Below are 18,100 nucleotides of genomic sequence, written 5' to 3'. Positions count from 1 at the left end.
ACCGTTGACGGGCAGGTGAACCATGGAACTACGCATCAACCAGAAGACCTACCAGGTCGAGGCAGACGCCGACACGCCCCTGCTGTGGGTGATCCGCGATGACCTGGGGCTGACCGGCACCAAGTATGGCTGCGGCCTGGCCCAGTGCGGCGCCTGTTCGGTGCTGGTGGACGGCAACGTGGTGCGCGCCTGCGTCACCCCGGTGGCCGGCGTGGTCGGGCGCGAGGTGACCACCATCGAGGCGATCGAGGCCGATGCCGTCGGCAAACGGGTGGTCGCGGCCTGGGTCGAGCACCAGGTGGCCCAGTGCGGCTACTGCCAGTCCGGCCAGGTAATGGCGGCCACGGCGCTGCTCAAGCACACGCCCAAACCCAGTGACGCGCAGATCGAGGCAGCCATGGTCAACCTGTGCCGCTGCGGCACCTACAACGCCATCCATGCCGCCGTGCATGAGCTGGCCCAAGGGGAGAAGGCCTGATGAACACACCAGTCGATACCCCCGCCGAACTGCTCAAGCTGCAACTGGGCGAAACGGTCAACCTGTCGCGTCGGCGCTTTCTTGCCGGCACGGCTGTCGGTGCCCTGGTGCTGGGCTTCGGCCTGCCCATGGGGTCGGCCCGCGTACAGGCAGCCGCCGCAGCAACCCCGGAGCGCGGTACCCAGGTGCCGGCGTTTCTGGAGATCCGCCCGGACGGCAAAGTACGCCTGCTCAGCCCGTTCATGGAAGGTGGCCAAGGCCCCTTCACCGCCATGGCGCAGATCGTTGGTGAAGAGCTGGACGTCGACCCGGCCAATTTCGTGGTCGACAGCGCGCCGCCCGGCGAAGCCTATGTAGTGATGGAAAATGGCATGCGCATCACTGGCGGCAGCATGTCGGTGCGCATGAGCTACCCGACCATGCGCCGCCTGGGCGCCCTCGCCCGGGCCATGCTGCTGCAGGCGGGCGCCGAGCAGCTGGGCGTGCCGGTCGAAGAACTCTCCACCACGCCGGGCCACGTGGTACATACCACGACTGGCCGTTCCATCCCCTACGGTGAACTGGCCGGGCGGGCCATGGACCTGCCGGTGCCGGACCCGGCCAGCGTAAAGCTGCGCGACCCCAGCCAGTTTCGCTGGATCGGCAAGCCGGTACGTCGCCTGGATGCCTACGACAAGTCCACCGGCAAGGCTGTGTACAGCATCGACATCAAGGTCGACGGCATGCTCCACGCTGCCGTGCAGCACGCGCCACGCCTGGGCATGACCGTCGGCAGCCTGCGCAACGAAGACCAGGTCAAGGCCATGAAGGGCGTGCATTCGGTGCATCAGCTGCCGGGTGCCGTGGCCGTGGTTGCCGAACGCTGGTGGCACGCCAAGCGCGCGGTCGAAGCCATCCAGGTGGACTGGAAGGAGCCTGCGGCCGACAGCCCGGTACGGCCAATGCCGGCCGACTTCTCCAGCGATGGCTGGCGCGAGCACCTGGCCACGGTCACGGGCCCGGCGCGCGACGACGAAAACCAGGGCGATGTGGCCGGCATGCTGGCCAGTGCCAAGACCCGGGTCGAAGCAACCTACCACAACCAGTACCTCAACCACGCCCAGCTGGAACCGCCGTCGGCACTGGCGCGCTTCAACCCGGACGGCACCCTGGAAGTGTGGCTGCCCAACCAGGCGCCGGACATGTTCCGTGACGACATTGCCAAGCGCACCGGCCTGGCCCCGGCGCAGATCACCCTGCATTCGCCGTTGCTGGGCGGTTTCTTTGGCCGCCACTTCCTGTACGACTCGGCCAACCCCTACCCACAGGCCATTGCATTGGCCAAGGCGGTCGGCCGGCCAGTGAAACTCATCTGGAGCCGCGAAGAGGAATTCCTCCGCGATGTGCTGCGCCCGGTCGCCGTGGTGAAGTTCCGCGCCGGGCTGGATGCCGACGGCCTGCCGGTGGCCCTCGAAGCCGTGAGCGCCACCGAAGGCCCGACCGAAGCCATCGCCGGCAAGCAAGGCGAAAAACTCGACCCGACCGCGCTCGAAGGGCTGTCGGGCAAGTCCTACGCCATCGCCAACAAGCGCATCGCGCAGATCTACGTGAAAGGCCCGGCGATGCTTGGCTACTGGCGCTCGGTGGGCAACTCGCTGAACGACTTCTTCTATGAATCGTTCCTCGATGAACTGGCCGACAAAGGCGGCAAGGACCCGTTCGAACTGCGCCTGCACCTGCTGCGCGACAACCAACGCCTGACCAACCTGTTGCAGGCCGTCGCCGAGCTTTCCGGCGGCTGGAAACGCGGGCCGTTCACCGCCGAGGATGGCAGCAAACGAGCGCGTGGCGTGGCCATGGCCTCGCCGTTCGGCTCGGAGGCAGCGGTCATTGCCGAGGTGTCGATCGAGAGCGGCCAGGTCAAGGTGCACGACATCTGGCAGGCCATCGACCCGGGCAGCATCGTCAACCCGGCGATCATCGAGCACCAGGTCAACGGCGCCGTCGCCCTGGGCCTGTCGCAGACGCTGCTGGAAGAAGCGGTGTACGTGGATGGCAAGCCGCGCGCGCGCAACTACGACCTGTACCCGATCCTGCCGCCGTCGCGCATGGCCAGGGTGCATGTACGCATTGTCGAAAGCGGGGCGAAGATGGGCGGCATCGGCGAGCCACCGTTGCCCGCAGTGGCACCGGCGGTGGCCAACGCAGTCGCACAGCTGACCGGCCAGCGCGTGCGCAGCCTGCCATTGAGCCGCCATACCTTCAGCTGAGCAGACAAGGACGCCCCATGACCCACCGTTTCGCAAGAACCGCTGGCTGGCTGGCGCTGCCGTGCCTGGTCGCGGCAGGCCTGCTGGCCTGGTACGTCACCCGCGAGCCCGCCTCGCCATTTGCCGATGCGCAGGCCACCACTGCCGACCCGGCGCTGGTCAGCCGTGGCGAGTACGTGGCCCGCCTCAGCGACTGCGTGGCCTGCCACAGCCTGCCGGACGGCAAACCGTTCGCCGGCGGGCTGGAAATGGCCACCCCGCTGGGGGCGATCCACGCCACCAACATCACCCCCGACCGCGACACCGGCATCGGTGGCTACAGCCTGGCCGACTTCGACCGTGCCGTGCGCCAGGGCGTCGCGCCCGGTGGCCGGCGGCTGTACCCCGCCATGCCCTACCCGTCCTACGCCAAGCTCAGCGATGACGATGTAAAGGCGCTGTACGCCTTCTTCATGCACCGCGTGCAACCCGTGCAGCAAGCCAACCTTGCCAGCGACATTCCCTGGCCGCTGAACTGGCGATGGCCCATCGCCATGTGGAACGGCCTGTTCGCCGCCACCACGCCATACGCCGACCAGGCCGGGCAGGATGCCCAGTGGAACCGCGGCGCCTACATCGTCCAGGGCCCCGGCCACTGTGGCAGCTGCCATACGCCGCGCGGCCTGGCCTTCAACGAAAAGGCCCTGGATGACAGTGGCAAACCGTTCCTCGCTGGTGCCCTGCTCGATGGCTGGTATGCACCGAGCCTGCGTGCCGACCCCAACACCGGGCTGGGGCGCTGGAGCGAGGCCGAGATCGCGCAATTCCTCAAGACCGGGCGCAACCGGCATGCGGTGGTATTCGGTTCGATGACCGAGGCCTTCAACAACTCCACGCAGTTCATGAGTGACGACGACCTGGCCGCCATCGCACGCTACCTGAAGTCGCTGCCCGGCGACCCGCAACGCGACGGTGAGCCGTGGCAGTACCAGGCCGAAACGACGGCGGCGCGGCTCGACAGCCCTGGGGCGCATACCTATGTAACCCGCTGTGCGTCGTGCCATGGCCTGGACGGCAAGGGCCAGGCCGAATGGATGCCGCCTTTGGCCGGCGCTACTTCGGCACTGGCCAAGGAAGACGCCTCGGCGATCAATATCACCCTCAATGGTTCGCAACGGGTGGTGACGGCCGGGTTGCCCGATGCCTATCGCATGCCGGCCTTCCGTGAGCAATTGAGTGACCAGGAAATTGCTGATGTGCTGGGTTTCGTGCGCAGTGCCTGGGGGAACAATGGTGGCGCGGTGAATGCGCAGGCGGTGGGCAAGTTGCGTGGGCATACCGACCCGGCCAGCAGTAGCCCGATCATTTTGCACATGCGATGAATTTGGTGGCTGTACTGGCCTCTTCGCGGGTGAACCCGCTCCCACAGGATTTGCACCACCCCGAAGACCTGTGCAGTACCTGTGGGAGCGGGTTCACCCGCGAAGAGGCCGGTACAGCCACCCTTGAACACCAGGCTTTACCGGAGTACCCATGGAAAGCATCGACCTGCTGGTCCTGCGCACCACCCGAGACTGGCTCGCCGCCGGCCACCGCACCCTGCTCGCCACGGTCGCCCGCACCTGGGGCTCCTCCCCCCGCCCGGTGGGCTCGATGATGGCCCTGCGCAGCGACGGCCGTGTAGTTGGCAGTGTCTCTGGCGGCTGCATCGAGGACGACCTCATTCACCGCTACACCAGTGCCTACGGCGGCCCCGGCATGCCCGGCGGCCTGCCCCAGGTGGTGCGCTATGGCGTCAGCGCCGACGAGGCCCACCGCTTCGGCCTGCCCTGTGGCGGCACCCTCGAACTGGTGCTGGAATTCGCCCCGTCGCTGCCACACCTCGAACAACTGCTCGCCGGCCTCGACGGCGGCAATCTGGTACGCCGTGGGCTTGACCTGCGCAGCGGCGAGGCCAGCCTCACCGCCACCACCACGCCCGAACTGTTCAGCTTCGATGGCCAGCACATGCTCAGCACCCTCGGCCCCGGCTACCGCCTGCTGCTGATCGGTGCCGGCGCGCTGGCCGAATACCTGGCGACCATGGCCCTGTTCAATGGCTTCAGCGTTTCACTGTGCGACCCGCGCCCCGAGTACACGGCCGGCTGGAACGTTGCCGGCGTCAACCACCTGGCCGGCATGCCGGACGACGTGGTCCGCGCCTTCGCCCCAGACCTGCGCAGCGCCATCGTCGCCGTCAGCCACGACCCCAAGCTGGACGACCTGGCCCTGCTCGAAGCCCTGCACAGCCCGGCGTTCTATATCGGTGCCATCGGCTCACGGCGCAACAGCCAGCTGCGCCGCGAGCGGCTGATCGAACACTTTGGCGAAAGCGAAGCGTCGTTGCAGCGCCTGCACGGCCCTATCGGCATTTATATCGGTAGCAAGACCCCGGCCGAGATTGCCGTCAGTGTCATGGCCGAGATCCTAGCGGCGAAGAACGATGTAACCCTGCCCGGCGCAGTCAGCGTGACCCGGGCCAAGGAAGCCGAGCAACTGGCCCGGTCCCTGTAGGAGCGCATACCAGGCTGCTATTTATTGCCATCGCTCCAGGTTTTGCTGCAGCAGTTGCTCCGGCAACGCTCCGGCAACGATCTTTTCCATCTCCCTCGCCAGCGCCTCACGCAGCTTCGGCTGGTTGCAGGGCGAGTCATGCGACAGCGCCAGGTACAGCCCTTCGCTGGATATCGGTGGCTCCAGCACCTGCAAAGTGTCGGCAATCCCCAATGTGCGCGCCAGCGCCAAGCCGGGATACTGCTCGTACACCACATAATCGCTGCGCTTGTGCATCAACTTCTCGAATGCCTGCCTGGCACCGGGTACCGCTTCAAGGGTGAGGTTGGTCCTGGCGTAGTCGTCGAACTGCTGGCCGTGGCTGTTGTTGACCAGCGTGCCGCCTTTGCGCCCCTTCAGGTCGGCCCATTGCCGGTAGGCAAAGGTATTGTCCTGGCGCACCCAGACAACACTTGGAGTATGCAGGAATGCCGGGGCAATGAAGTCCATCTGTTGCCGGCGGGCCTCGGTCAGGAAATACCCAGCCATCAAATCGATCCGGCCCGTGCGCACTTCTTCCTGGGCGCGCGACCACGGCCCGCCGTAGACCACCTCGATTTCCAGCCCCAGCTGCTTGCCCAGGTACTTGAGCAGGTCAGCATTGGCACCGATCAGTTGCTCGGGGTTCTGCGGGTCGCGCCACAGGTAGGGGGGGTATTCCGGGTTGCCGGTGGCAGTCAGCCGCCGGCATTCCTCATGCGCTACCGCCGCCAGCGGCAGCAGCAGGCACGGCAACAGCAACAAGGCGTGGCGAAAGCAGCGCTCGATCATCGACAACCCTCGGCACATGTAACATCCGCAGACCCGGAGCGGTGGCCAAAGGCTGCCACATCCTGTGGTCGACTGCAGCACCCATCTGTGCGTGCTGTAGACAGTCTGGACCATGTATGGCCATCAGGTTGGCCTTTTATCGGCCGAGCGGCCCCCGTACTTCAGGCCCCCTGCCGACGCATCGCCAGGATCGCTGCGCCAAAACCGATGAAGGTCGTGCCTACCACCCGACTGACCCAGCGCGACAGCGACGGCCGGGTCAGCACGCCCTTGGCCCGCGCCGCCAGCGCGGCATACAGGCTCAGCGAAACCAGCGACAACGCCACGAATATCCCGGTCAGGATCAGGAACTGCGGCAGCAGCGCCGCCCCCTGGTCGATGAACTGCGGGAACAGTGCGGTGAAGAACATGGTCGCCTTGGGGTTGGTCACTGCCGTGAGGAAGGCTGACTTGTAGAGCTTCAGCGGCGTGGGCCGGACCTTGGCCACACCCTCTGCGGCGCCCTGCGCCAGCATCGGGCTCTTTTTCAGCAGTTGCCGCGCCCCCAGGTAGAACAGGTAGCCCGCCCCCAGGATCTTCACTGCGTTGAACAGCATTTCGGAACTGGCCAGCAGCGCGCCCAAGCCCAGCATGGCCGCAGCAGAAAGGCAGAACAGGCCCGAACCATTGCCCAGCGACGACCAGATCGCGCTGCGCTGGCCATGGACCAGACTGTTGTTGATGGCCATCAGGGTGGCAGGGCCGGGGCTGGCGATCGCGATGGCAGCGACCAGGGTAAAGGCAAACAGCGAGTGAGAATCCATTTTCAGGCTCGTCAGACAATCAGGAAAGGCCGCGCACAGGGTGCGCAGGTTCAGTCGGCATTCTGCCGCTTGGCCGCCTTCTTGGCGATAGCCTTCATCCGCGTTGCCGCCCGCTGCACGGTGGCCATCTTCTCAGGGCGCTTCATGCCCCGCCATTTGCGGATTTCGTCACGGGTGCGACCACAGCTCACGCACAGCTCGCTATTGAGCTGGCACAGCGAGACGCAAGGGTTGTCGATGTCTTTGGCCATGCCGCCACTCAGCCGGGCATTTCTGCCCGCGCACGCTCGGCGGCGCCGTGGAACACCTGGCGCACTTCCTCGGCCTTGATCTTGCTGACCGACCTGGCAGCCAGCAGCTCGTCGACCACGCGCACGCCCTGTTCCAGGGCAGTGGTCAGTTGCTCGGGGTCGGAGGCGTCAGCGACATCACCCAGATAAGGAGCGATGAGATACACGTAACGGTCCTGCAGCTTGAGCGCTTCCAGCGCGTCGAGGGCTTTCTGGAACCGATCGGCAGCGGCAGGGCTCATGCTCAATTTATCGAAATGAATCAGGCTCACACGGTCAGTGGCCATTTGGACGAATCTCCGTTTCCTGATACGGCCAGGCCCACAAGCAGCAGCGCTTCTACGATGCTCGGATGTGCAGGCCCGGGGAATGCCCATCAGGTTACCAGAACGCGAAGCAGAAAGGGCCATCGCCCCCAGAACTAAAAGTATTTGGCAGGTCGCGTAATGGACGCCCCGGGGCGTTATCGGGACAGGAGCCGCCGTTTCGTGCACAGGATAATCCCGCCAGCAATCTCCCGGCCGAGGCAGTCATCGAACTCGGTAGCCCACACAACAACAAGCCTGCTCCTGCAGGTAAGCCAGAAAGGGGCCTCATCATTCATGGCAAAGGAACACATCACCGAAACGCTCGACCTTGGCGTGACGGACCCCTCGAAAACCGCGGAAGCGCGCCAGGACCGGCGTTTCGAGGGCAAGCTCGACTGGATCGTCTTTGGTTTCACCAGCCTCCTGGCAATCGCTTTCGTCCTCTGGGGCTTCCTCAACCAGGCCAGCCTCGCCAGCAGCGCCTCCGGCGCGCAATCCTGGGTCATTCTCAACTTCGGCTGGTTCTTCGTGCTCACCTCCACCCTGTTCGTGGTGTTCGTGCTGTGGCTGGCGGCCAGCCGTTACGGCCGGGTCCCGCTGGGCCGTGATGGCGAACAGCCAGAATTCCGTACGGTGTCGTGGGTGGCGATGATGTTCAGCGCCGGCATGGGCATCGGCCTGATGTTCTTCGGCGTTGCCGAACCGCTGTCGCACTATGTGTCGCCACCGCCCGGGACGACCGCCGGGCAGTCCAGCGAAGCGATGCAGGTGGCCATGGCCACCACGCTGTTCCACTGGACCCTGCACCCCTGGGCCATGTACGCCATCGTCGGCCTGGTGATTGCCTATGGCACCTTCCGTCGCGGCCGCTCGCAGCTGATTTCCGCCGCCTTCCGGCCGTTGATCGGCAAGCATGCCAACGGCCCGCTCGGCCGCCTGATCGACATGATGGCGATCTTCGCCACGCTGTTCGGCTCGGCGGCCTCGCTGGGCCTGGGCGCGCTGCAGATCGCCGGTGGCCTGGAGTACAACGGCTGGATCGAAAGCCCCGGCAAGCTGTTCTACATCTCGATCATCACCCTGCTGACCATCGCCTTCGTCACCTCGGCGGTGTCGGGCATCGGCAAGGGCATCCAGTGGCTGTCCAACACCAACATGGTGCTGGCACTGGTGCTGGCGCTGTTCGTGTTCATGGTCGGCCCGACCCTGCTGATGCTCAACCTGCTGCCAACCTCGATCGGCATCTACGTCAAGATGCTGCCGGAAATGATGGCCCGCACCAACGCCAGCGGCGGTGAACAGATGAACAGCTGGCTGGCCGGCTGGACCGTGTTCTACTGGGCCTGGTGGATTTCCTGGACGCCGTTCGTGGGCATGTTCATCGCCCGCATCAGCCGCGGCCGCACCATCCGCCAGTTCGTTACCGGGGTGCTGCTGGTACCGAGCCTGGTCAGCCTGGTGTGGTTCACCATCTTTGGCGGCGCGAGTATCGACGCCCTGCGCGAGGGCGCCTTCCAGCTGGCCAATGGTGCAGTCAACAGCAACCACGCGCTGTACCAGTTGCTGGACAGCTACCCGCTGGCCTCGGCGACATCGGTGCTGGTGATGGTTCTGGTGGGTATCTTCTTCGTCTCCGGTGCCGATGCGGCCTCGCTGGTGATGGGCACGCTGTCGGAACACGGCACCACCACGCCATCGCGACGTACGGTGATCTTCTGGGGTGCGCTGACCGGTACTGTTGCGGCGATCATGCTGGCAATCGGCGACCCGCGCGACCCCGGCGAGGCGCTGACCGGCCTGCAGAACCTGACCATCGTCGTGGCCCTGCCGTTCGTGGTGGTGATGGTGCTGCTGTGCCTGGCGCTGTACCGCGACCTGCGCAAGGACCCGATGATGCTGCGCCACCTGCGCGGTAACGAACTGATCGAGAAGGCCGTGCTGTATGGCGCGGTGAAGCATGGCGAAGAGTTCTACATCGTGGTGCAGGAGAAGAAGACTTCGGCCAAGCCGGCGTCGGCAGAGGCCGAAGTGACCGGCAACTGATCGGGCAAGCCCGCTCCCACAGGGACCGCGTGAGCCGGAGCCTGCGCCGTACCTTGTGGGAGCGGGTTTACCCGCGAAGCAGGCGGCGCGGTGGATGGCACCGGCTTTGCCGGTGTTCGCGGCTAAAGCCGCTCCTACACAGGTACGGCGCAGGTTTCAGGTGCCCAATCAATCACGCAGGAAGCTTTCCTCGAACGGGTAATGGGTCAACAGCTCATACCCGTCCTCGGTCACCAGCAACTGGTTTTCCAGCTTGATCCCGTCACGCCCACCCACTTCGCCCACATAGGCCTCCACGCACAAGGCCATGCCCGGCTGCAGTTCGCCTTCGTAGCCATAGGACTCGAGGTCTTCCGGGTAACGAATGCTCGGGTACTTCACTGCCGTAATCAGCCCTTCAACGCCGCCTCTATCCTGGCCACATCGATCTTGCCCATCTGCATCATGGCCTCGAACGCCCGCTTGGCCGCCGCCCGGTCGGGGTGCCCGATGGCTTCGATGAGGATGCGCGGGGTGATCTGCCACGAAATCCCCCATTTGTCCCTGCACCAGCCGCAGACGCTGGCCTCGCCGCCATTGCCGACAATGGCATCCCAAAAGCGGTCGGTCTCGGCCTGGTCCTCGGTGCTGACCTGGAATGAAAACGCCTCGCAGTGCGTGAAGGCCTTGCCTCCATTGAGCCCCACGCAGGGAATGCCCATGACGGTGAATTCGACCGTGATCACGTCGCCCTCCTTGCCCGACGGGTAATCACTCGGCGCCTTGTGCAGCGCGATTACCTTGCTGTCGGGGAAAACGCTGGCGTAGAAGTTCGCTGCCTCTTCGGCATCATTGTCGTACCAGAGGCAGATGGTGTTCCTGGCAGTCATGGCCTTGCTCCATGAGCGAATGTGAGCCCCTGAGTCTAGCCCCGGCAAGCAGGGTGAACTCACAGGATCGACAAGGGGTACTCCACGACATTTGCGTCATCGGCAAGGCAGCTGCACCTGGTCCGGTCCTGCAACATCCTGCAGACATTTCCGACGTCAGGTAGTGAACCCGCCTACAAAAAAACGGTCTTTGGCTGACGGTCAACTCACCGACCGGTTCATCGGCCCAGTCACCGGGCCTACTTTTGTCCTGTTTCAGCGAAGACCCAACATGCCCGATTCCCGCCCAACTGCTTCCGCCCTCACTGCCCTGCGCGGCGGCCTGATCGCCACCCTGGTGGCCCTTGCCGCACCGGTGCACGCCGAAGAGCCTGCCAGCGATGCACGCTGGGTCAGCGACAGCCTGAGCACCTATGTGCGCAGCGGCCCCACCGATGGCCACCGCATTGTCGGTACGCTCAAGTCCGGGCAGAAGCTGACCCTGATCGGCAGCCAGGGCAACTACAGCCAGGTGCGCGGGCAGAACGGCGATGTGGTGTGGATTCTCAGCAACGACCTGCAGTCGGTGCCAGGCCAGAGCGAGCGCCTGCCGCAGCTCGATGCCCAGGTCGCGGACCTGACCGGGCAGTTGAAGAACATCGACGACAGCTGGAAGAGCCGCGTGCAGGGCATGCAGGAAACCCTGGATTCACGCAAGAAGCTGATCGACGAACTGGAGGCGCGCAACAAGGCGCTGAATGAACAGCTCGACCAGAGCCAGTCGCAGCTGCGCGATACCCAGGCCCGCCTGGGGGACGAGAACAAGCAGGTGATGATGCGCTACATGGTGTATGGCGGCAGCATTGCCGGCGCGGGCTTGCTGGCGGGGCTGGTCCTGCCGGCGCTGACCCGTGGGCGCAGGAAGAATGATCGCTGGTTCTGACTGGGCTTTCCTGCACTGGCCTCTTCGCGGGTAAACCCGCTCCCACAGGTACCGCGTTGGCCTTGAGCCTGTTGGAGATGCTGTGGGAGCGGGTTTACCCGCGAAAGGGCCAGGAAGCGCTTATCTGCTACGTGCCTTGTTGTAGATAGTCTTGGCCTGGTCGGCCGAGGCCTGACACTGCTTCATATCACCCTTGCTCTGAGCATCCTTGGCATTTTGCAGGTGGACTTTGAAGTCATGGGCCATGCCGCCATGCATTGCCTGGCCACTGGCCTTGTCGAAATCCTCAAGCTCCTTGATCTTGGCCGCACAGTTGCTCGCCGGGTCTGCGTGTGCGGCAAAACTGAGGACCGAGGCAATCACCAGCAAAGGTATGCATTTCGTGGATTTCATGGAGCGTTCTCCTGGAAAACCTGAAGGGTCGTCGAGATGACATTGGCTCGACGCAGCAAACAGCATAGTCGGCCATACGCCCCGGCGCCTCGGCTCAGCCCGGGGGCTATGCCCCCTCGGCAAACAGGAAATCGATGAACACCCGCACCCGCAGCGGCATGTGCCGGGCCTGGGGGTAGATCAGCATGAACGGCCGCGAAGTGCCGCCAAACTCGGCGAGCACTTCCACCAGTTCGCCACTGGCCAGTGCGTCCTGCACGGTAAAGCGATAAGCCTGCATCAGCCCGCCGCCGTGGCGCACCAGCGTGGCGGTGGCGAGGAAGTCGCCCAGGCAGGTGAACCCACCCTGGGTTTCGATCTCCACCTGCTGGCCATCCTGAAGGAAGCTCCACGGCGGGCGGCGGCCACTGCTGGGCAGTTCGAACTGGATGCACTCATGTTGCAGCAAGTCGTGCGGTGTTCGTGGCGTGCCGGCACGGGCCAGGTAGCCCGGCGTGGCCACCACCACCAGTTCGGCATCTTCCAGGCGACGCGCCACCAGCCGCGAATCGGCCGGCTCGCGACCACGAATGGCCAGGTCGAACGGCTCCTCGGCAAAGTCGACGTTGCGGTTGCTGACATGCACATCCACCTGCACCTTTGGGTAACGCTGGCGAAACCGCGGCAGCAGCGGCAACAGCCGGTGATGGGCATAGGGCGTGGGTGCACTGATACGCAGGCGGCCGCTCGGCTCGACCTGCCCGCCCGTGACCTGGCGCTCGGCCTCGACCAGCTGCCCCAATGCCTGCCGACATTGCTGGTAATAGGCCTGGCCGGCTGCGGACAGGCGCATCTGCCGGGTGGTGCGGACGAACAGGCGCACGCCCAGGCGCTCTTCCAGGCGCGCCACGCTGCGGCTGACCGCCGCCGGTGTAACGCCGGCCTCCGTGGCCGCAGCAGTGAAGCTGCCGCTGTCGGCGGCCAGGCAGAACAGTTCCAGGCTGCCCAGTTGCAGATCGTCGAAATGGCGGGTCATGACGGCTCGATTGATTACATGATGTATCGATTGAAATGCCCCACGCCTCATTTTTCAAGTGCTGATTGCAACCTACAGTGGCTTCACACCGAGCCCATGGCTCACTTCACTGGAGATCATGCACATGAACACGCCACGCACCGTCATCATTACCGGGGCCTCGAGCGGCCTGGGTTTCGCCCTGGCCGAAGCCTTCCTCGAACGCGGCGACAACGTGGTCGGCAACGCTCGCAGCCAGGCCCGCCTTGAGCAAGCCGCCGCCCGCCTCGGCAACCCATCGCGCTTCATCGGCGTGGCTGGCGACATCGCCGAACCGGGCACGGCGCAGCGCCTGTTCGCCAGCGCCGAGCAAGCCTTTGGCGGGGTCGACCTGCTGATCAACAACGCCGGCATCTTCATTGCCAAGCCATTTGCCGAGTACAGCGAAGCGGATGTCGACGCCTTGGTCGGTACCAACCTCAAGGGGTTCTTCTACCCGGCCCAGGAAGCCGCGCGGATCATGACCAGGCAAGGGCATGGGCAGATCATCGCCATTACCGCCTCCATCGCCTTGCAACCGGACACCCGCGTGCCGGCCCTGCTGCCGGTACTGGTCAAGGGCGGCCTGAACCAGGCGGTGAAAGGCCTGGCGCTGGAACTGGCAGCCAGCGGCGTGCAGGTGAATGCGGTGGCGCCGGGGATCATCGATACACCGCTGCATGGCGGCAATACGCAAGGCATGGGCGCGCTGTCACCCAGTGGCCGCACCGGCTCGCCACAGGATGTCGTGGATGCAGTGTTGTACCTGGCCGACTCACGCTTCGTCAGCGGCGTGATCCTGCCGGTGGATGGCGGTAGCACCGCTGGCACCTGGCATTAACAGAGGAGCGAGAACCATGCCCTATGTCCATATTCGCGTGACCGATGAAGGCGTGAGCGCTGAGCACAAGCGCCAGCTGATCGAACAGACGACCCGCATGCTGCAGCAGGTGCTGGGCAAGCCGCCGGCCAGTACCTTTGTGGTGATCGAGGAGGTGCCAACCGATAACTGGGGGGTTGGCGGGGAGACAGTGACCGCGCTGCGGGCCCGAGAGCGGGGTTGAAGCCTGGGGCCGCCCCGCGGCCCAATCGCCGGCAAGCCAGCTCCCACAGGTACGGCGCTGCCTTCAGGCTATCGCTGTACCTGTGGGAGCTGGCTTGCCGGCGATTGGGCTGCACAGCAGCCCCTACTGGCGCAACCGCTCCAACGCCTGCAGCACATACCCCGTGGCCCGCTCCACCTGCCCTTCCCGGCAGGCAATGCCCAGTTGCCGCCACAACCCCGGCCGCAGCGGCCGGCGGGCGATGCGCCGGTCCAGATCGGCCGACTCCCCCTCCTGCGGCAGCAGCGTCGCCCCATACCCGGCCCCGACCAGGCTCTTGATCGCATCGTTGTAGTTCAGCTCGATTCGCGGCTCGGGGTACAACCCCGCTGCCGCGAACCACTCGCCGGTCACCCGCGAAAGCTGGGTGCTGCTGTCGTTGAGGATCAACGCCCGCTGCGCCAGCCAGGCCGGCGTGACCTTGGCCGGTGGCTGCCAGTCGGCCGGCACGTAGGCCAGGATCGGGTCACGCCGCCAGGGCGTAACCGCAAGCCCTTTGCCGGCCACCTGTGGCAAGGCCACCAGGCCGATATCCAGCGTGCCCTCGCGCAAGCGCGCCAACGAGGCCTGGGAGGTCAGCACCTGTACCTGCACATCGATCCCCGGGTGCACCGTACGCAAGTGCTCCAGCGCCTGCGGCAGCAGGTGGGCGATGGCACCGGTGGAAGCGCCCAGGCGCACCCGGCCGGTCAGGCCCTCGACCTGTCGGCGCACTTCATCCAGCGCAAGGTCGGCGTCGGCCAGCAGGCGACGGGCACGGGCCAGCAGGGTTTCGCCGATGACCGTGGGCCGCACCTGGCCGCGGGTGCGGGTAAGCAACGGGGCGCCGATGCGCGCCTCCAGCTCGGCCACGTGCAGGCTGATGGTGGGCGGTGCCAGGTTGAGCTGGCGGGCGGCTTCGGCAAAGGAGCCCAGGTCGGAGATGACCACCAGGGTGCGGAGGCGGTCGAGGCTGATTTCGCGCATGGGCCAAACTCATTCAGAAAAGATGAACATATCGATCATCATATTCAAATTTTCTTTACCAGAGCCACAAGCGAGCATAGGCCATCCCTCCCCGACCGGACTTCGACCATGCACACCCCTGTTGTCTTCATCGACGGTGACCAAGGCACCACCGGCCTGCAGATCCATGCCCGCCTGCAAGGCCGCAGCGATCTGCGCCTGCTGACCCTGCCCGAAGCCGAGCGCAAAGACCCGCAACGGCGCCGCGAGGCAATCAACAGCGCCGACATCGCCCTGCTGTGCCTGCCCGACGATGCCGCCCGCGATGCCGTGGCGGCGATCCACAACCCGCAGGTACGGGTGATCGACGCGAGCTCCGCGCACCGCACCAGCCCAGGCTGGGTCTATGGCCTGCCGGAGCTCGACGAGCAGCAAGCCGAGCGCATCGCGCACAGCAAGCGCGTCAGCAACCCCGGCTGCTACCCCACCGGCGCCATCGCCCTGTTGCGCCCACTGGTCAAGGCGGGCCTGCTGCCAGCGGATCACCCGCTGAACATCCACGCCATCTCCGGCTATTCCGGTGGTGGCCGCGCCGCAGTAGAACGGCATGAACAGCCCGCCGCCGGCAAAAACCCGGCCCTGCAACTGTACGGCCTGGAACTGGCGCACAAGCACGTGCCGGAAATCCAGCAGCACGCCGGGCTGTCGGCGCGGCCGATGTTCATGCCGGGCTACGGTGCCTACCGCCAAGGCATCGTGCTGAGCATCCCACTGCAGTTGCGCCTGCTGCCCGGCCAGGTCAGTGCTGAACAGCTGCAGGCCTGCCTGCAGCAGCACTACCAGGGTGCCCGCCACGTCCAGCTGATGCCCCTGCACCAGCACGGCGCAGCGCCAAACCTCGACCCCGAGGCGTTGAACGACAGCAACGACCTGCGCCTGGCGCTTTACGCCAACCCTGAGCATGGCCAGGTGCTGCTGACCGCAGTGTTCGACAACCTCGGCAAAGGTGCCTCCGGTGCGGCGGTGCAAAACCTCGACCTGATGCTCGGTGCATTGCAGGTACAAGGCTGATCGGCAAAACCGGTTAGACTGTACAGCCCGCGCCCGCATGGCGCGGGCCGTCCATCTACCCGCCGGAGCCCGCCCCCCGATGTTCATCCTGAGCCGCCTCGACAGCGTGCCGCCTGAATCTTTCCAGAACCAGATCCGCGAACTGGTGATCCACCACGTCGGCGAACTGAGCAGTGTCGCCATCAGTGCCGACAACCCGCTGTACCCGCTGTACCAGTACGGCGTCGGCATGGAGGTGCACCAGTACCTGCAAGCACTGGACGGCACCCGCGGCCTGGCCGTGACGCTGACCCTGGCGCTGGATGCCGAGGCACCGGACCAATTGCTGGGGTTTGCCCTGTCGCTGCCGGCCGAGGACGATGAACAGGCCTGCGCCCTGGCATTCCTCGCCGTGCGCGCCAGCCATCGTCGCCAGGGCATCGCCCGCGCCCTGCTGGGCGACCTGCAGGCACGCCATGTCTGCGTCGAGCTGAATGCCTTTGCCAGCCAGGTACCGTGGTTCGAGGCGATGGGCATGCAGGTGGTGGCCGCCAACGGGCCGCAGGTACTGATGAGCAGTACCGGGCGGGCTAGCGGCGCGCTGATCGGGCGACTGGATATTGCGCCGATCTACCAGACGGCGGAAGTGATGCAGATCCATACCTACCTGCTCAACCAGCAGGGTGAGGATGCGATGATCGAAGCGGAACAGATGCGGGATGAGCGGCTGGACGAACTGACCGCTCAGGCCCAGGAGTGTGTACGGCAGCGCAAGACCGTGCATTGACCCAAGGGCCTGTGGGAGGTTGCCCAGCCCTTTGGGCTGCGCTGTCGCACAGATAACTGAATTCGCAAGCGATCCTCGTACCCTGTGGGAGCGGCTTTAGCCGCGAAGAATCCAACGCGGTGCATGGCACCGGCTGCGCCGGTGTTCGCGGCTAAAGCCGCTCCCACAGGGGCCCTGCTAATTCAATGAGTTATGTGCAGTTCTATGGGAGCGGGTTTGTTCTGGTCAAGTTTTGCCGGACACCGATTACGGTGATCAAGCCGCCTGCTGCTCCATAGCTATTGGCGACAGATAGTTGTTGTAGCTATGGAGCCTGATTCGGTTGTAGCGCATGAAGAAGCTGGTCATGTCCCTCCTGGCTTCTTCAATCTCCTTGTAGCCCTGAGAGGGTACCCACTCTGACTTGAGCGTCCCGAAGAAGCGCTCTGTTGGCGCATTGTCCCAGCATTGCCCCCTGCGACTCATGCTTTGGGTTATCCCATGCTCAAGCAGCTCGGACTGGAAGCGCTGGCTAGTGTATTGGCAGCCTTGATCTGAATGAAACATCAAGCCTGCATGCTTGCCTCGAACCCCCACTGCCATCCTCAGCGCCCTGCTAACCAAGTTAGCATCATTGATGAGAGAAAACGCCCAACCAACGATCCGCCGGGCGAACAGGTCAATCACTACTGCCAGGTGGTACCAGCGCTTCCCGACCATCAAGCTGGTAACGTCGCCGCACCAGACCTGATTGATTGCAGTCGGCTCGAAGTTACGTTCGAGCAGATTCCTGGCCACAAAGGCTTCGACGCCTCTGGAGCGGTACTGATGCCGGCGGCGCTGCCTGCTGGCCAGATTTGCCTCCTGCATGAGTTTTCCGGCCAGATACCGTCCTACTTTGAGCTGCTGAGCCTTCAAGTGCTCAGAGAGCATCCTCGCACCAACGCTTCCCCGGCTTTCAGCGTGCAATTGCACGACTTTTGCTCTGAGCGTGTCACGTTTGGTATTCGGCGTTGAACGGCGATGAAGCCAGTCATAAAACGCGCTGCGGGATACGTTCAGCGCGCTACAAAGCAAGCTGGTCGGATACGCCCCAGACTCCCTCAGTTCCTCGATCAAGAAAAACGATCGGGATCCGACATCAAGAGAGCCGTAGCCTTTTTTAAGATTTCGGCCTCGGTCTCCAGACGTTTGATTTTGGCGCGTAGTTGCTGGAGCTCGCGCTGCTCATCGCTGATCGCCTTGGTGCCAGCCACGGGCTGGCCTTTCTGGCGCTCTTTACGAACCTGATCCACCCAGCGGCGCAGAGCCGTTGGACCGACATCCATCGATGCGCAGACGTCGGGAACCGAACAGTTGTCGTCAAGAACCATGCTGGCAGCACGTTGCTTGAACTCGCGGGTATAGGTCTTTCGTTCTTGCATGGAACCTCCTGAGTGGGCGAATCATATCGCCCTTAAGAGGTGTCCGGGATCATTAGGCCAGTTCAGTTTAGCCGCGAAAAAG

21 protein-coding genes are annotated in these 18,100 nt (G+C 64.7%); 10 read left to right on the top strand and 11 right to left on the bottom strand.

Features of this window, described 5'->3' with window-relative positions; translation table 11 throughout:
- Nucleotides 1-22 precede the first annotated feature (22 nt).
- The 4 genes from ABX298_RS21925 to ABX298_RS21910 all read left to right on the top strand — a co-directional run bounded on the left by ABX298_RS21925 (nt 23) and on the right by ABX298_RS21910 (nt 5,259).
- On the top strand, nt 23-478 hold the full coding sequence (locus ABX298_RS21925) for a (2Fe-2S)-binding protein (RefSeq protein ID WP_003259224.1): 456 nt from the start codon (nt 23-25) through the stop codon (nt 476-478).
- The gene (locus tag ABX298_RS21920; RefSeq protein ID WP_367393632.1) at nt 478-2,727 is read left to right on the top strand and encodes a molybdopterin cofactor-binding domain-containing protein; all 2,250 of its coding nucleotides are present in this window, start codon (nt 478-480) and stop codon (nt 2,725-2,727) included. The genes ABX298_RS21925 and ABX298_RS21920 overlap by 1 nt, the downstream gene beginning before the upstream one ends.
- A gap of 17 nt (nt 2,728-2,744) precedes the next feature.
- On the top strand, nt 2,745-4,088 hold the full coding sequence (locus ABX298_RS21915; protein WP_075044980.1) for a cytochrome c: 1,344 nt from the start codon (nt 2,745-2,747) through the stop codon (nt 4,086-4,088).
- 151 nt (nt 4,089-4,239) lie between these two features.
- Nucleotides 4,240-5,259, top strand: a complete 1,020-nt coding sequence (locus ABX298_RS21910; protein WP_075044979.1) for an XdhC family protein — start codon at nt 4,240-4,242, stop codon at nt 5,257-5,259.
- A gap of 21 nt (nt 5,260-5,280) precedes the next feature.
- Here the strand turns inward: ABX298_RS21910 and ABX298_RS21905 are convergent, their stop codons facing one another.
- The 4 genes from ABX298_RS21905 to ABX298_RS21890 all read right to left on the bottom strand — a co-directional run bounded on the left by ABX298_RS21905 (nt 5,281) and on the right by ABX298_RS21890 (nt 7,449).
- Entirely contained in the window at nt 5,281-6,069 is a 789-nt protein-coding gene (locus ABX298_RS21905; protein ID WP_075044978.1) for an ABC transporter substrate-binding protein, read from the bottom strand.
- A gap of 161 nt (nt 6,070-6,230) precedes the next feature.
- On the bottom strand, nt 6,231-6,872 hold the full coding sequence (locus ABX298_RS21900; protein ID WP_367393631.1) for a LysE family translocator: 642 nt from the start codon (nt 6,870-6,872) through the stop codon (nt 6,231-6,233).
- 50 nt (nt 6,873-6,922) lie between these two features.
- On the bottom strand, nt 6,923-7,123 hold the full coding sequence (locus ABX298_RS21895) for a DUF1289 domain-containing protein (RefSeq protein WP_012271937.1): 201 nt from the start codon (nt 7,121-7,123) through the stop codon (nt 6,923-6,925).
- 8 nt (nt 7,124-7,131) lie between these two features.
- Entirely contained in the window at nt 7,132-7,449 is a 318-nt protein-coding gene (locus ABX298_RS21890) for a hypothetical protein (RefSeq protein ID WP_367393630.1), read from the bottom strand.
- 315 nt (nt 7,450-7,764) lie between these two features.
- On the opposite strand from ABX298_RS21890, the gene ABX298_RS21885 reads away from it, so the two are divergent.
- Nucleotides 7,765-9,513, top strand: coding sequence for a BCCT family transporter (locus ABX298_RS21885; RefSeq protein WP_286101736.1), 1,749 nt, complete (start codon nt 7,765-7,767; stop codon nt 9,511-9,513).
- A 168-nt stretch (nt 9,514-9,681) separates the two neighbouring features.
- Here ABX298_RS21885 and ABX298_RS21880 read toward each other — a convergent pair whose 3' ends face one another.
- Both ABX298_RS21880 and ABX298_RS21875 read right to left on the bottom strand, forming a co-directional pair.
- Entirely contained in the window at nt 9,682-9,894 is a 213-nt protein-coding gene (locus tag ABX298_RS21880; RefSeq protein ID WP_237140986.1) for a hypothetical protein, read from the bottom strand.
- 8 nt (nt 9,895-9,902) lie between these two features.
- Nucleotides 9,903-10,382, bottom strand: a complete 480-nt coding sequence (locus tag ABX298_RS21875) for a VOC family protein (RefSeq protein ID WP_367393629.1) — start codon at nt 10,380-10,382, stop codon at nt 9,903-9,905.
- Between the two features lie 271 nt (nt 10,383-10,653).
- Here ABX298_RS21875 and ABX298_RS21870 point away from each other — a divergent pair, with 271 nt between their 5' ends.
- Nucleotides 10,654-11,304 carry a TIGR04211 family SH3 domain-containing protein gene (locus ABX298_RS21870; protein WP_075044975.1) on the top strand — a complete coding sequence of 217 codons (651 nt, stop codon included), beginning with the start codon at nt 10,654-10,656 and terminating at the stop codon, nt 11,302-11,304.
- A 120-nt stretch (nt 11,305-11,424) separates the two neighbouring features.
- Here the strand turns inward: ABX298_RS21870 and ABX298_RS21865 are convergent, their stop codons facing one another.
- Together ABX298_RS21865 and ABX298_RS21860 are read right to left on the bottom strand one after the other, a co-directional pair.
- Nucleotides 11,425-11,697 carry a hypothetical protein gene (locus ABX298_RS21865; protein WP_025338805.1) on the bottom strand — a complete coding sequence of 91 codons (273 nt, stop codon included), beginning with the start codon at nt 11,695-11,697 and terminating at the stop codon, nt 11,425-11,427.
- 106 nt (nt 11,698-11,803) lie between these two features.
- Entirely contained in the window at nt 11,804-12,712 is a 909-nt protein-coding gene (locus tag ABX298_RS21860) for a LysR family transcriptional regulator (RefSeq protein ID WP_003259239.1), read from the bottom strand.
- A gap of 124 nt (nt 12,713-12,836) precedes the next feature.
- Here ABX298_RS21860 and ABX298_RS21855 point away from each other — a divergent pair, with 124 nt between their 5' ends.
- Both ABX298_RS21855 and ABX298_RS21850 read left to right on the top strand, forming a co-directional pair.
- Nucleotides 12,837-13,571 carry an SDR family NAD(P)-dependent oxidoreductase gene (locus ABX298_RS21855; RefSeq protein ID WP_075044973.1) on the top strand — a complete coding sequence of 245 codons (735 nt, stop codon included), beginning with the start codon at nt 12,837-12,839 and terminating at the stop codon, nt 13,569-13,571.
- Between the two features lie 16 nt (nt 13,572-13,587).
- Nucleotides 13,588-13,794 carry a 4-oxalocrotonate tautomerase family protein gene (locus ABX298_RS21850; RefSeq protein WP_025338803.1) on the top strand — a complete coding sequence of 69 codons (207 nt, stop codon included), beginning with the start codon at nt 13,588-13,590 and terminating at the stop codon, nt 13,792-13,794.
- A 123-nt stretch (nt 13,795-13,917) separates the two neighbouring features.
- On the opposite strand, the gene ABX298_RS21845 is transcribed toward ABX298_RS21850, so the two are convergent.
- Nucleotides 13,918-14,799, bottom strand: a complete 882-nt coding sequence (locus tag ABX298_RS21845; protein ID WP_075044972.1) for a LysR family transcriptional regulator — start codon at nt 14,797-14,799, stop codon at nt 13,918-13,920.
- A 108-nt stretch (nt 14,800-14,907) separates the two neighbouring features.
- Here ABX298_RS21845 and argC point away from each other — a divergent pair, with 108 nt between their 5' ends.
- Together argC and ABX298_RS21835 are read left to right on the top strand one after the other, a co-directional pair.
- A complete protein-coding gene (argC, locus tag ABX298_RS21840) occupies nt 14,908-15,849 on the top strand; it encodes an N-acetyl-gamma-glutamyl-phosphate reductase (RefSeq protein ID WP_075044971.1) in 942 nt (313 codons plus the stop codon).
- Between the two features lie 79 nt (nt 15,850-15,928).
- Nucleotides 15,929-16,615 (top strand): GNAT family N-acetyltransferase, encoded by a 687-nt coding sequence (locus ABX298_RS21835; RefSeq protein ID WP_075044970.1) that lies wholly within the window; start codon nt 15,929-15,931, stop codon nt 16,613-16,615.
- Between the two features lie 255 nt (nt 16,616-16,870).
- Here the strand turns inward: ABX298_RS21835 and ABX298_RS21830 are convergent, their stop codons facing one another.
- Both ABX298_RS21830 and ABX298_RS21825 read right to left on the bottom strand, forming a co-directional pair.
- A complete protein-coding gene (locus ABX298_RS21830; RefSeq protein ID WP_044288731.1) occupies nt 16,871-17,713 on the bottom strand; it encodes an IS3 family transposase in 843 nt (280 codons plus the stop codon).
- Complete coding sequence (locus tag ABX298_RS21825) at nt 17,710-18,018, bottom strand: transposase (RefSeq protein ID WP_004376391.1); 309 nt, start codon at nt 18,016-18,018, stop codon at nt 17,710-17,712. Before ABX298_RS21825 ends, ABX298_RS21830 begins: the two co-directional genes overlap by 4 nt.
- Nucleotides 18,019-18,100: the final 82 nt, after the last annotated feature.

Origin of the sequence: Pseudomonas sp. X4 (assembly GCF_040784925.1) — a bacterium.
GTDB lineage: Bacteria > Pseudomonadota > Gammaproteobacteria > Pseudomonadales > Pseudomonadaceae > Aquipseudomonas > Aquipseudomonas putida_Z.
This window is presented reverse-complemented; position numbering and strand designations above follow the sequence as displayed.

Coding starts and splice junctions, on each gene's coding strand:
- ABX298_RS21910 (WP_075044979.1), top strand. CDS start 4,240: ATGGAAAGCATCGACCTGCTGGTCCTGCGCACCACCCGAGACTGGCTC.
- argC (WP_075044971.1), top strand. CDS start 14,908: ATGCACACCCCTGTTGTCTTCATCGACGGTGACCAAGGCACCACCGGC.
- ABX298_RS21900 (WP_367393631.1), bottom strand. CDS start 6,872: ATGGATTCTCACTCGCTGTTTGCCTTTACCCTGGTCGCTGCCATCGCG.
- ABX298_RS21860 (WP_003259239.1), bottom strand. CDS start 12,712: ATGACCCGCCATTTCGACGATCTGCAACTGGGCAGCCTGGAACTGTTC.
- ABX298_RS21890 (WP_367393630.1), bottom strand. CDS start 7,449: ATGGCCACTGACCGTGTGAGCCTGATTCATTTCGATAAATTGAGCATG.
- ABX298_RS21845 (WP_075044972.1), bottom strand. CDS start 14,799: ATGCGCGAAATCAGCCTCGACCGCCTCCGCACCCTGGTGGTCATCTCC.
- ABX298_RS21855 (WP_075044973.1), top strand. CDS start 12,837: ATGAACACGCCACGCACCGTCATCATTACCGGGGCCTCGAGCGGCCTG.
- ABX298_RS21895 (WP_012271937.1), bottom strand. CDS start 7,123: ATGGCCAAAGACATCGACAACCCTTGCGTCTCGCTGTGCCAGCTCAAT.
- ABX298_RS21835 (WP_075044970.1), top strand. CDS start 15,929: ATGTTCATCCTGAGCCGCCTCGACAGCGTGCCGCCTGAATCTTTCCAG.
- ABX298_RS21885 (WP_286101736.1), top strand. CDS start 7,765: ATGGCAAAGGAACACATCACCGAAACGCTCGACCTTGGCGTGACGGAC.
- ABX298_RS21875 (WP_367393629.1), bottom strand. CDS start 10,382: ATGACTGCCAGGAACACCATCTGCCTCTGGTACGACAATGATGCCGAA.
- ABX298_RS21920 (WP_367393632.1), top strand. CDS start 478: ATGAACACACCAGTCGATACCCCCGCCGAACTGCTCAAGCTGCAACTG.
- ABX298_RS21925 (WP_003259224.1), top strand. CDS start 23: ATGGAACTACGCATCAACCAGAAGACCTACCAGGTCGAGGCAGACGCC.
- ABX298_RS21870 (WP_075044975.1), top strand. CDS start 10,654: ATGCCCGATTCCCGCCCAACTGCTTCCGCCCTCACTGCCCTGCGCGGC.
- ABX298_RS21850 (WP_025338803.1), top strand. CDS start 13,588: ATGCCCTATGTCCATATTCGCGTGACCGATGAAGGCGTGAGCGCTGAG.
- ABX298_RS21915 (WP_075044980.1), top strand. CDS start 2,745: ATGACCCACCGTTTCGCAAGAACCGCTGGCTGGCTGGCGCTGCCGTGC.
- ABX298_RS21905 (WP_075044978.1), bottom strand. CDS start 6,069: ATGATCGAGCGCTGCTTTCGCCACGCCTTGTTGCTGTTGCCGTGCCTG.
- ABX298_RS21865 (WP_025338805.1), bottom strand. CDS start 11,697: ATGAAATCCACGAAATGCATACCTTTGCTGGTGATTGCCTCGGTCCTC.
- ABX298_RS21825 (WP_004376391.1), bottom strand. CDS start 18,018: ATGCAAGAACGAAAGACCTATACCCGCGAGTTCAAGCAACGTGCTGCC.